The sequence below is a fragment of the Pseudoalteromonas sp. S2755 genome (genome assembly GCF_005886535.1).
Lineage (GTDB): Bacteria > Pseudomonadota > Gammaproteobacteria > Enterobacterales > Alteromonadaceae > Pseudoalteromonas.
Genome location: NZ_PNDS01000028.1, coordinates 16,543 through 29,244, shown reverse-complemented (window position 1 = coordinate 29,244; position 12,702 = coordinate 16,543). Strand labels below are relative to the sequence as shown.

At 41.5% G+C, this 12,702-nt stretch carries 10 protein-coding genes; 8 read left to right on the top strand and 2 right to left on the bottom strand.

What is annotated here, in order from left to right; all coding sequences use genetic code 11:
- Nucleotides 1-205: 205 nt before the first annotated feature.
- The 5 genes from sixA (at nucleotide 206) to CWC03_RS05550 (ending at nucleotide 5,572) form a co-directional block, all read left to right on the top strand.
- Nucleotides 206-667, top strand: a complete 462-nt coding sequence (sixA, locus tag CWC03_RS05570; RefSeq protein WP_138580914.1) for a phosphohistidine phosphatase SixA — start codon at nucleotides 206-208, stop codon at nucleotides 665-667.
- A gap of 554 nt (nucleotides 668-1,221) precedes the next feature.
- The gene (locus tag CWC03_RS05565; RefSeq protein WP_138580913.1) at nucleotides 1,222-3,504 is read left to right on the top strand and encodes a TonB-dependent receptor; all 2,283 of its coding nucleotides are present in this window, start codon (nucleotides 1,222-1,224) and stop codon (nucleotides 3,502-3,504) included.
- A gap of 83 nt (nucleotides 3,505-3,587) precedes the next feature.
- The gene (locus CWC03_RS05560; protein ID WP_010374748.1) at nucleotides 3,588-3,887 is read left to right on the top strand and encodes a hypothetical protein; all 300 of its coding nucleotides are present in this window, start codon (nucleotides 3,588-3,590) and stop codon (nucleotides 3,885-3,887) included.
- Between the two features lie 27 nt (nucleotides 3,888-3,914).
- The gene (locus tag CWC03_RS05555) at nucleotides 3,915-4,568 is read left to right on the top strand and encodes an HAD family hydrolase (RefSeq protein ID WP_138580912.1); all 654 of its coding nucleotides are present in this window, start codon (nucleotides 3,915-3,917) and stop codon (nucleotides 4,566-4,568) included.
- A 164-nt stretch (nucleotides 4,569-4,732) separates the two neighbouring features.
- On the top strand, nucleotides 4,733-5,572 hold the full coding sequence (locus CWC03_RS05550) for a DNA ligase (RefSeq protein WP_138580911.1): 840 nt from the start codon (nucleotides 4,733-4,735) through the stop codon (nucleotides 5,570-5,572).
- A gap of 80 nt (nucleotides 5,573-5,652) precedes the next feature.
- On the opposite strand, the gene efpL is transcribed toward CWC03_RS05550, so the two are convergent.
- Nucleotides 5,653-6,222, bottom strand: coding sequence for an elongation factor P-like protein EfpL (efpL, locus tag CWC03_RS05545; protein ID WP_010606026.1), 570 nt, complete (start codon nucleotides 6,220-6,222; stop codon nucleotides 5,653-5,655).
- Nucleotides 6,223-6,305: 83 nt separating this feature from the next.
- Entirely contained in the window at nucleotides 6,306-7,637 is a 1,332-nt protein-coding gene (locus CWC03_RS05540) for a tetratricopeptide repeat protein (protein WP_138580910.1), read from the bottom strand.
- 1,585 nt (nucleotides 7,638-9,222) lie between these two features.
- Between CWC03_RS05540 and CWC03_RS05535 the strand changes: the two genes are divergently transcribed.
- From CWC03_RS05535 to CWC03_RS05525, 3 genes are all read left to right on the top strand, one after another.
- Nucleotides 9,223-10,074, top strand: a complete 852-nt coding sequence (locus CWC03_RS05535; protein ID WP_138524075.1) for a hypothetical protein — start codon at nucleotides 9,223-9,225, stop codon at nucleotides 10,072-10,074.
- A 93-nt stretch (nucleotides 10,075-10,167) separates the two neighbouring features.
- Nucleotides 10,168-10,497, top strand: coding sequence for a hypothetical protein (locus CWC03_RS05530; RefSeq protein WP_138580909.1), 330 nt, complete (start codon nucleotides 10,168-10,170; stop codon nucleotides 10,495-10,497).
- Between the two features lie 123 nt (nucleotides 10,498-10,620).
- The gene (locus CWC03_RS05525) at nucleotides 10,621-11,943 is read left to right on the top strand and encodes an ApeA N-terminal domain 1-containing protein (RefSeq protein WP_138580908.1); all 1,323 of its coding nucleotides are present in this window, start codon (nucleotides 10,621-10,623) and stop codon (nucleotides 11,941-11,943) included.
- Nucleotides 11,944-12,702: the final 759 nt, after the last annotated feature.

Here is a 12,702-nt window from a genome sequence, read left to right as displayed (position 1 = left end):
ATATAGCGAACAAACCAGTGAGATAGCTACCGGTTTAGAAGAAAATAATACCAAGCTACATATGTGAGAAGTCAGCAAGCATAAGATCCTGGGTGTGAGTGGCGCAGAAGGGAAGGGCCATTAGCGAGAATAGGTTAAAAGTGGATCTCATCACGCATAAGTCTGCATATATGTAGGGTGATATAAACAGAAGGTGCTGAACAGTATGAAGACTATCTTGATAATGCGTCATGGTGAAGCTGAGCCCATGCAAGCCGATGATGCAAGCAGAAATTTAACCGAACAAGGGTTACAACAAGGCAAGGATGTAGGTGAATGGTTAAAACAATATTTTGAGATAGACGCAGCGCTTGTGAGTCCCTTCGTCAGAGCGCAACAAACCGCGGAGCAAGTGCTTGCACTTCAAACTCCCAAATTTGTTGAAACCTGTTCAGACATAGTACCGAGTGGATCAGCACACACAGCTATCGATTATTTAGAAACACTTATCTCTATGTATCCAACGCATCAAACCTGGCTTTTAGTCGCACATATGCCAATTGTCAGTTATTTGGTAGACCGTTTGTGCCCTGATACAATGCCTATCTTTTCGACTGCCGCAGTGGCTATAATTGAATATAATGAACAGACTGGCCGTGCCGAGTTCACATCGATGCAGTTACCTTAAGCCTGTTATTCATATTTGGCACAGAAAGGCTAAAACTTCCCTTTAATCGGTCTAATGTCCTCTTTTTAATTTTGTTTGAACTTTATCATTACACCGGTGTCATATCACTGGCATTACCATCTTGCTTTCCGATATGGTCAATACGTTTGTTTGGGCGCAAATTTGTATTGTTTAGGTAACCTGCACAGTTTCGACCCTGTGTTATGGTTCGGTTATAGGTAAAGTTGTTTTTTTAGAACTTATATCCCATTAAGTTTAAAGGACAAATGTCCGCTTTCTTGGGTTTTTTGTTGCTAAATGTTGTAAACTGTCAGCTAACGTCGCTGAAAGTTGCAAAAAAATTGATTTTTTAGTTCGGTTTATAAAGCAAAGTAGAAATTACCTGCTATAATTACCGCCGTCTCGTTCAGCCTTACAAAGTTGTATCGCACTCTCGACTGTAAGGTCCGCGTTATTATATTTAAACGCGAAAAATTGAACGTTCACGCCTAAGTGAAACGGCGCCCAAATTTAAACCGTTGAACAAAGAGTGCACTAAAAGGTCGAAAACCAACATGAAAGCAATGAAAAGATCTACGTTAGCTACCCTCATTAATGCTACGTTGTTCTCTGCTGTGGCAGGTACTTCATTTTCTGCACTTGCTGAAGAAGAGCAAGCCAAAAAAAATCAACTAGAAGTTATTCAAATTACCGCACGTAAACGTGTTGAAAACGCGCAGGAAGTACCTGTGTCTGTTTCAGCGCTTCAAGGTGATAACTTGAATGCTTACAGCTCAGCGGGTATGGACATTCGCTTTATGAATGCGAAGATCCCAAGTTTATCGGTAGAATCTTCGTTTGGTCGTACTTTCCCACGTTTTTACGTACGTGGATTAGGTAATACAGACTTCGATCTAAATGCTTCTCAACCTGTATCTTTGGTTGTTGATGAAGTGGTTCAAGAAAACCCTATTCTAAAAGGCTTCCCTGTATTCGATATTGCACGTATTGAAGTATTACGTGGTCCTCAGGGCACGCTATTCGGTCGCAACACACCAGCAGGTCTGGTTAAGTTTGACACAGTTAGACCAAGCCAAGAGTTTGATGGCTATGCTGCTGTTTCTTATGGTAGTCGCGGTGCGGTAGACTTTGAAGGCGCAGTAGGCGGCTCAGTAACTGAGCGTATATCAACGCGTATTTCTGCATTGTGGCAGGAACAAGAAGACTATATCGATGTAAAAGCGCCAGGTTTTGAGAAAGACGATTCTCTAGGTGGTTACAGCGAGCAAGCCGTTCGTGTTCAGTTCCTATATGAAGGCGATGATTTTAACGGCCTACTTAACTACCACTATCGCGATTTAGATGGTCGCCCAATTGCATTTCGCGCAAATTTAATTGAAGCTGGCACCAATAACATTAACCCATTGTATGACAACGATGTGGTATACCATGATGCGGCCTCTCGCTCAACGCAACAGGTTGAAACTCAAGGTTTGAGTCTAAAACTTGAGTGGGACTTACCTGAGCATACTGTAACCTCAATTACTGCTTGGGAAAGTGCTGAAATCTATTCTCGTGCCGACGTCGACGGTGGTTACGGTGCTGACTTCCTTGGTTTCCAAGGCCCAGGTATCATTCCATTTGCTTCTGAAACAGCTGATGTTATTCCTGAGCATAATCAGTACACGCAAGAGCTTCGTCTATCTAGCAACTTCTCTGGCGATTACAACTATCAGTTAGGTATCTTCTTATTTGAAGAAGATCTAATGATTGAAAGCTACAGCTTTGATACGTTTGCATTTGATGCTGGCCTTGGTCAGTACGGTGCACAAAATGGTTATGCTTACCAAGATCAAGACACATCAGCATGGGCGGTATTCGGTTCTTTTGATTACACCGTGTCTGATGATTTAAAAGTAACTGCTGGTCTGCGTTATTCTGACGATGAGAAAGAGTTTTACGCTAAGCGTACTAAAAATCCAACACCTTGGAATGGCTCTCCTGATGTACTAGATGGCACCGCTAATCCAAGCGATAGCCATGTAAGCTGGGATTTAAGTGCCACTTACAAGCTAACTGATGACGTAAATTTATTTGGTCGTCTCGCTAACGGCTTCCGTGCTCCAAGTGTTCAAGGTCGTATTTTGTTCGGTGATGAAGTAACTGTTGCTAAGTCAGAAACTACCAACTCTATAGAAGCGGGTATTAAGTCAGACGTGCTTGATGGCCAAGGTCGTGTAAACGCGACGGTATTCTACTATCAGATGGATGACCAACAGTTAACGGCTGTAGGTGGTGGTGCTAACTTTAACCGTCTAGTAAATGCAGACAAGACAACCGGTTATGGTTTCGAACTTGATACTGAGTGGGTGTTAACGGACGAGCTAAATGCAACCTTTAACCTAAGCTATAACAAAACTGAGCTTGAAGATAAAAACCTTGCAGTTCAAGTTTGTGCTCAATGTACCGTTACAAACACAGTTAATGATCAGGGCCTAGCAATACTTGACGGTAACAGCTTACCTCACGCTCCTGAGTGGATTGCAAACGCAACACTTCGCTATACGAAAGAGTTAGAAGATGGCGAGTTCTTCGTCTATGGTGATATGTCTTACCGTAGTGAAGTAGACTTCTTCTTATACAAATCAGTAGAATTTGAAGGCGAAGCGTTGTTTGAAACAGGTCTTCGTGCTGGTTATATGTGGTCTGAAGGCGATAACGAATATGAAGTGTCTGCTTTTGTTCGTAACCTATTTGACGAGCAAGTGGTTATCGGTGGTGTAGATTTCAATAACAACACCGGTATGCTAAATGAAGCGCGCTTCATTGGTGCTGAATTCAAGGTGAAATTCTTCTAATTCACGCTACAGTGATTATAATAGAGTATCTAAAGCCCGCATTAAGCGGGCTTTTTAATGAAATTTTTATGTTAGGAGTGGATATGTCAGGTTTTTGGAATTATCGAGTGATATATTGTGAAGCAACAAAAGACGAAGCGGCTTTATATCAAATCCATGAAGTGGAATATAACTTAAATGGTAAGGTAACGAATTGGTCTGAAACGGGTGCAGCACCCTTTGGTCGTTCGATGGAAGAGTTGCAAGCGGATGCAGATAGACTGAAGTCAGCTTTCGATAAGCCAATTCTAAAAGTGATTAGACAGCCACGAGGCTATACATTAGTTGAAGTTGATAGCGGTGAAGAAGCCACTGCTGAGCCACCAGCAGGGATCAACGGTTAATTAATACAACCAAATTAAGGAGTGTAAATGCGTTTTCAGGCAGTTTTATTTGATTTTGACGGTACATTAGTTGATTCAGAAGCACTCCATTACCAAAGTTGGATGAAGGTGTTAGCCCCGTATCAGGTTACTTATACGGAGCATGACTTTTGTGATGAGTTTTCGGGTGTACCAACGCTTAAAGCCGCGCATATACTCAAAGAAAGACACCAACTTGTGCCTTCTGCCCGCGATTTATGTGATGAAAAAAATGTTGTCTTTGTCGCAACTGCTGCGGAAGTACTCCCTAAGTTAATGTATTTTGCAAAGCAAGTGGTTGAATTAACCTCAACGCGTTGTCCAATCGCACTCGTGACAGGAAGTAGCAAAGCAGAAGCGCTTCCTGTTTTAAAACATTATAGGTTATTAGAGTTATTCTCTGTCATTGTGTGCAAAGACGACGTCGAACAGCCGAAGCCTCATCCAGAACCTTATCGCAAGGCACTCGCTGCGCTAAACATTGCGCCACACGAAGCCGTGGCAATAGAAGACACCTGCACAGGATTAACTTCAGCCAAGGAAGCTGGGTTAACCGCGGTTGTCGTGCCAAATATGCACTCTAATAAACAAGATTTAAGTCTTGCCGATCATTCATTTACCGATCTAGAAGCGGTTTTTGACTGGCTTTGCCCTGAAAGGTAATAACAATTGGTATAAACAGGGACTTTTAGTCAAAGTTGTTCGATTTTACAAACGTCGATTCTTGTGTAATCTTTAAGTGTGAAATTTGTTAATCTTTAATATCGGCGAACGCAAACAATGCACCAATTCGCTGGTATTAACTATCCACTGCAAAGGATTATGCTATGCGATATGTACCATTCTTATTCTGTCTATTATTAGGTTTTTCCAATCTCCTTTATGGAAATGAAACCCACACAAAAATCCAGCTCGCTTCGGTATATCAAGGCGACGAAGATATTTCTAATTATCTTGTTAGTGAAAAATTCGATGGTGTTAGGGCCATTTGGGATGGCTCGCAACTGCGTACGCGTGGTGGTCATTTAATTAAGGCACCAGACTGGTTTACGCAGGGACTACCTGATACATGGTTAGACGGCGAGTTGTGGGCTGGGTACAATAACTTCGCTTTTGTGAGCGCGATTGCAAGGCGCCATTCGCCTAATAATGAGCACTGGCGTCAAGTGACTTATTATGTATTTGATGCGCCAAATTCTACAGAAATATTCTCCCAGCGTCATGAGCGTTACTTAAGCCTACTAAGCCATATTGAGTTATCACACATTAAACCCGTCAAGCAGCTATCATTTGGCTCCGTTGATGAGCTAAACGACTATTATCATGGTGTCTTAAAGCGAGGTGGTGAAGGAGTTATTTTGCATGCTAAAAATGCCAAGCATGAAGATGGAAGAACAACCAACGTATTAAAATACAAGCCGCACCTTGATGACGAAGCCATCGTGATTAGGCATTTACCCGGTAAGGGAAAGTACCAAGGGATGATGGGATCGCTACTGGTGAGAGATGAACAAGGTATGGAGTTTAAAATTGGGTCGGGGTTTAGCGACGAAGAGCGCGCATCACCACCACCGATTGGTAGCCAAATTACCTATCGATATCAAGGATATACTAAGTTTGGTAAACCGCGTTTTGCGCGATTTTTAAGAGTAAGGCCAAAATTATAGAAAGCTACTACGGCAAAGAAAGTTTGGGGATTTTTAGACGATAGCGAGCACTACGGCTCGCTATCAAAAGTGCAATGGACTTATTCTGCACGGCCCATGAACTTAGATTCAGCAGTGTTGATCTTAATTTTGTCACCGCTTGAAATATGCTCAGGAACTTGAACAACAAGGCCAGTCGTTAATGTCGCAGGCTTTGTTCTAGCACTAGCAGATGCGCCCTTGATTGAAGGAGAGGTATCTTCAATCACAAGCTCTACGCTTGAAGGTAAGTCGATAGAAACAGGCATGCCCTGAACTACGACGATAGATAAACCTTTAGTTGATTCATCAATAAATAGCAATTGCTCAGCAATAGACTCTTTATTTAGGTGGTATGGCGTGTAGTCTTCATCATCCATAAACACATATTCATCACCATCTACATATGAGAGCATTGCAGGACGGCGGTTAAGATCTGCAAGTGTCAGCATCTCTTCCGCTTTAAACGTTTCATCTACTTTAGAGTTATCTACTACATCGTACATACGCATACGGTATAGGCTACCGCCAGCGCGACCTTGTGGTACTGAGCGCTCAATATCACGAACAATCATTACGCGGCCGTTATACTCGATCGCGGCATGTTTTTTTATTTCACTTGCCTTTGGCATAGCTTAATTCCTAATACAAATAAAGTTGGCACAATATAATCATTTTTCGACTTTTTGGCGAGTTTCAAAATCCATTCTAAGCCTTAAATACCGTATAAAGTCGTCATTTCTGAGTACTTGATCCCAAAGTGCTGGTCAAACCAACGGTTGATATAGTCATGCTCGGGCTCAAGCTTGGCACAGCGTAGAATATTTTCACCTTTATTGGTGCCAAGTGCCTGTCCACAGTAGTTTTGCTTCCAAGTTAGCGTAAGATCTTGAGAGAATTTTTTAAGTAATGCGTCAAAGGTCTTTTCTGTTATCTGTGAAAGATTAAGAAAGTCAGGAGACAGTGGGGTGATATCAAGTTGCTCAAAATCAGCCTGATGCGCGCGGGTTTTATTATGCTTACTATCGCTTGCACTACCTTTGATATAACGATGGGCTAAACTCGCTTCATAACTAACGTTGATATCAAATTTCTCATCGTAGATGGTCACCGGGTAAGTGAACTCTCTTGTGACTTCAACGGTGTGTGTCTTATCTGAGTTATTTGGGTCTGGTCGTTCAACTTCCTGTTGATAATGCTTACGCTGGATGTATTGATTGCTAGTGCGGTAATAGTCTGCATCTGCATATAACTCTAATGAAAGCTGTTGACTGCCATCACTATCAAACCAGAGGCTATTATTAAATGCCGTATTTAGGCTTGAGATAAATGCGCCATATTGTCCTCTGATTGAGTTGCCAAAGCGCAAGCCAATATCGACACGATCCCGTATGTTCATCGCAAAATAACGACTTTTATCTTGGTTGTCTACACGTAAACGTTTTGGAGTTTGCCACGCTAAACAGTATTTTTCCGTAAAACTTTTTAAATAGAAGCGCTGCCCACTGACCTGTCCTGCAAGTTCATCACACTTTTTCTGCGCTTGCGTTCTTAGCGTGTCATAGTGGGTGCTCATGGCGCTTGCTAATTGCGCATTGCCGATCAGATGGCGATAGTTATGTTCAAACAGCTTAAACTTGTCGGGATAGGGCGTATTTGATATCGAACGGGCTTCATCGAGCAGCCACTGTCTCGCGTAATCCAGTTCTTCTCTTTGGGTATTTGCCATCGCGCCAGTCGGCTTCATTTGCCATTGTGCTTGGTTCTCTACGATTTCTTCAAGCCTAGTTGCAGCAGCGGTGTAGTTATTTGCCAAGCGCAGCATACGTACATCGATAAGACCTTTATCTATAAGCTTATCTCGCGCCAGTGTTAAACCTTGTTTCGCTTCAAGATCCTCTGGGTCTTCCGCGAGTGCTTGTGAATAATATTCAGCAGCTTGGCGGTACATTCCCGCTTCGTAAAGTTTATTACCTTTATAAACTAGCGATTTACAGCCGCTAATAGCAGCCAATATTGCAATGATGATGGCGGTTTTCTTGATCATAATATCATTCCATTCGCGCAAAAAGTTCCATAAGCACAGTTATTGATTTTAGTATCCATTCGCTTCAATTACAGGCGCACCCGTTCCTAAGCTTTTAACAGGCTTATAATACAGGGTTCTGGCGAAATCTACATCACTGAATTGTTAAGATTTTGTTTTGGGTAATATTGAATCATGATGCTCAACCTAGCCTAAAAGTTCAGCTGCTTAGGTAAGATCCAAGCTTACAGGCAACACCATTTTCCCTTTATCACACCCGAAAAAACATAACAGCTCGGCGGGTAAACCACCTCCCACAAAACTATATGCACTGCTAATCAGGAGGCTATGCTGATAGTTTTTGCAACCCTTGCAAACAGCTTTATCGCAAAAATAGTAGAAGATCTCACAAGCAACTTATTCCCCCTCCATCACACCAGAAAAGCATAAGCCGATATGCAATGTGCCGACAGGATGTCGGCCAAGTCTTGTCAGGCACAAGGACGTGCCTTACAAGACGGTTGCACTATATCGGCTTAGGATTTGAGGATTGAGTGTGATGCTGGGGCGACGTTTTCTTGGTTCGCTCGATCGCGTCGTTTAAAAAGAATGAACGAGGAGCGCATGGATGCGCTTTGATATTAAACATGGAGGTTTATGTTGCTAACGGCTGGTAGCTCGAAATTTACCGTAAAGTCAGCCCGTCCTCCTGACAGGTTTCGACGCCCATCCATGGGCTACGACATACTTTTCTTTGATGCCCAAAGAACAAGTATGCAAAAGAAAGGGCACTCCCAACATCACACTGACTCCTCAAGTAAATTGCCAATATGAACGTCACCGCTGTGTAAGGGACATCCCTGTCCCTGTCACAGCTTTTCACGCATCCATGCGTTGAAATGACTCATTGGCACTTTACTTTCGGGTGTGATGAGGGAGGAAAACGGTGCTGAGAGCTTTTTTGGTGCTTGTAAGTGACTTAGCTGCTTCAGGAGATAAAACCAGAACTAACAGACAGCGCGATTTCCCCTCCATCACACCCGAAAAGCATAAGCCGATATGCAATGTACCGACAGGACGTCGGCCAAGTCTTGTCTGGCATCATGGACGTGCCTTACAAGACGGTTGCACTATATCAGCTTAAGATTTGAGGATTGAGTGTGATGCTGGGGCGACGTTTTCTTGGTTCGTTCTTTTTCGTCGTTTAAAAAGAATGAACGAGGAGCGCATGGATGCGCTTTGATATAAGCCAAGGAGGGGATGCTTGATTAGGACTGATGTGTAAAACCAAGTACTTAACATGCTTAATTGCTCAGGCTAGCGGCCTCTGTACGCTAAAAAAATATAATTGATTATTAAGGAAAATTTAGGTGTAATGAATACATAATAAGCGCTGAGCGATGCGATGCAGGGAAAGCTTACATAACACTAGCTAAACTGATTACACTAGCTAGGAAAGTGAGAGCCTCTAAAAAGCAAATTCCTATAGCATAAACAACACCAACTCTGTCACACCGAGCAGGTAGCAGCTCAGTCCAACAAGCGACTATGCAACACAAACTGCATGTCGCATAAATACTAAAGTGTTATGTCACAAGGAGTATTCATGGCGAATCCAAAGCCTAAAGTAGTAAAAGATAATAAAGAGTGCTTTATCATCATGCCAATAGCCGATGCCGAGGGTTATCCTAACGGGCATTTTAAGCATGTGTATGACAATATAATTTCGCCTGCTTGTGATATGGCTGGATTCAAGCCAGTACGTGCGGATGAAGTCAAACAAACCAACTTGATTCATCTTGATATCTTAAAACAGCTTATTGAAGCTCCAATTGCAATTTGTGATCTAAGTAATAGGAACCCAAATGTACTTTTCGAACTAGGAATTAGGCAGGCTTTTGACAAACCAGTTGTGTTAATTCAAGAGAAAGGTACCCCCAAAATATTCGATATTGCTCCACTTCGATACCTCGAATACTGCAAAGAGATGAAGTATCACGATGTATTATCTATTCAAAAAGAACTAAAAGACTCAATTGAAGCTACGTTTGAAGCTGACGGAAAGCAAGGTAATGTAAACTCTATCGTTAAACTTTTGGCACTAAATTCACCTGCTCAATTGCCAGATATTGAACACAACAGAGAACTGCTATCTCTAGATGTGATGCATGCCGAAATGAGACAAATGAAGAGTCTAGTCGAGAATATGGCTATTCGTGGGGTTGGCAGTAAATCTTCAATTGAGATGATTGAATATGAGCGTATATCAAATGAACTTACGAACATTGTAAATAACAAACGAATGCCAGAGGGGGAGCGAAATGAACGTTTGCACTACCTCCTAATGGAAACAGAAGAATTTATGATGAGAAGCCCGTCAAAAGAAAATCATAGGCATTATCGTAGTTTGATGGAAAGAGTTCATCGTGCGCTAGCAAGTGACATAACAAGCAATTAAACAGGGATAAAAAACTTTCGGGCTATTCGCTTTGCTCAATTTTAGCCCACAATTTTTTACCCGTTAATCGGGCGTTAGCTATACAAATAGGCTATGAGTAAAAATCAGAAATTAGTGGCACAAATTAGTTTAGTAGCTGATGAGTTAGGGCTCGAATCTAGGGCTATGGATGGAGCTCAATTCTGGGTGAATTCTGAGGATTTCGACCTTGAAAGTGAAATCAAGTCACGATTAAAGTTCGAATTTGACTCTCACAAATTGTGCTTTAAAAGTGATACCTTGGAATATCCATATATTGAAACGCAGTTAAGCGTTGTATTAGATGACGAAGAGGTTGGTTACTACGTCTTATATTCTCTTCTAGATGGAGAAGCAGTTGATGACGCACTTGTAATTACAGATGAAGAGTTAAAGTATAGCTAACAAGATGGTAAAGGAAATGGACGTCTTAATGTTGGCTGGGTGTTCGTTCCTCACTGATTTTAGCCAACATTAAGACGCCTCTTATCATGGTGTTAACTAGCATCAATATTGGGGTACATCGCAGTGAGTTCTAAAAAGAAACTAAGCTCGTATGAGTCGTGCGAGTATTTTGGCGAATTCTTTCTTGCCGAAGATTCTTATGAAGTTAAGTTCGCAGGCAAAGTGTCGTTTTCTCCAGAAAATGGTTTGGTCTTAACATACAGTATTTCAGATTCGCGCTTACCTCGGGAAGCAGAGAGACTTTTTGCAATATTGGATAACGGTAAGAAGTGCACTTTGATCGGCCCGTTTGATTTTTCGGGTGGGACAATGCGTTTTGGTAGTATCAATACAAAATTTGGACGTCATGGATTTCAGCATCTTCTAGTTGGTGATTTTATCGATAAAGATACCAAGTTAGAAAAGTGCCATTTTACGTTTGGCCATATGCAAGATTTCTTTTTCAACAAAGGCCATGAACTGTTTGTTGCATTTGAAGACGGTAACCTGCATGAGATCCGTTCTAAAGAGTTTCAATTGAACGTAAAACATGAGGCTTTTGGGCATAGTGTTGATAGTAATCTTAGAAATGTAATAGTTCCTGAAATTGATAGTGGTGATCTGGCACGTGAGCTACATGACTCAATCGAGGAACTTACAAATAGATATCCGAAGCAATCAGTGTTACTGCGAAAATCCCTCGAATATTATTTTGAATACAGTGCAAACAACGCTAAGTCAGTTGAAAACATCTATGATGACCTCTATAAAATATCATCATTGTTTTCTGTGTTTATGTTTAAGCCTATTCTGCTAGATGTAGTAGAGTTTATTTACAACCAAAACCGAATCCAATTACTATCATCCCAGTTTGTTGAGTCGAGAACATTGGAGGTGGCTACTTCAAAAAGCAATCACTTTCATCTACCAATTAATAATAAGAAAGTGAGTCTAGAAGAAGTAGTGCCTAACTGGCTTCAACACTATGAAGAGTTTCGAGTTATCTCGACAACTTTAATGTTTGAAACGAATTTCCGAACCCTCCACTCAGCTTACAGTGATATCGTTTTGTATATCACTCAGTTAGAGTCAATTAATCATTCTTTGGGTATGTCGAAAGATACTAGGTTTGAAAATCCTATCCGCCATTATGGCTGCACTAAGTTAATTAATAATTTAGAAGTGCTTCTCGCCAAAGCCAGCAAAGATACAGTTGGTAAAAGCTTAAGTACAGTCAGGAATGAAATTGCGCATCTGACGCAAAGTAAAAAAATGATGAATAAGCTAAATTTGTCTGATTATGTGGAGATTGGGCACTTACTTAGGTTAATCGCTATTAGTCATCTTTTAGCGACAGTTGGGGTTGAGTTACAAGTCATTCATGAGTATCAAGACAGACTACTGTAAGTGCTAGTTAACAAAGCGTTTAAGACGGATTCCCAACGCTTTGTATTTTCGGTTTGCTTTGAATTTAGTGTTTACGGCACAATGGTTTAGGTAGGGTGGTAGCGTTGCTCACACCTTAATGCGGACGTTAATTCAAAGAGAATTTAGGTGAAATTTCCAGAATTAGAAACATCTCGGTTAATTCTTAATAAGCTATCAAGAGATAACAGTCTTGCTTTGTTAGCTATTTTTCCGACGAAAACGTGGTTAAGTTTTACGATATTGAAGGATATAAAACTGAAGTACAATCGTTAGCGCTAATAGACTTTTTCAATAGTCATTTCTCCGAAGTAGGTAATCAATGACACGCATGCTGACAATCTATCTACTTGCCTCATGGGGTTGTACTGGGTTAGCTTTGATCAATGGGACTATTCTTTTATGGGATGGTTTTGATAATGCAGAGTATCGGGTTATTACTTTCGCGGTCGCACTGCTTTTTGGCTTGATCGGTGGCACTGTTTTTGGGGTGGAAAGAAGCCTGCGTAGAATCTACCGATGTTTCGACAATACTTCAGAGGAGCAGGCGGGGTCAAAAGTTTCCAGTGCTTGGACACTACTCTATGTATGTCTTATTTTCGGAACGCTTCTGATAGGTGTGATAATGGGAAGCGGTTTAGTCGCGTTCGTCGGAAGATTACATAGTGGATTTCATATCTTTGGGTAAACACTAATGCAGATGTGTTCGACGCTCTAATAAGAAAGTGCTGACTAAAGTGC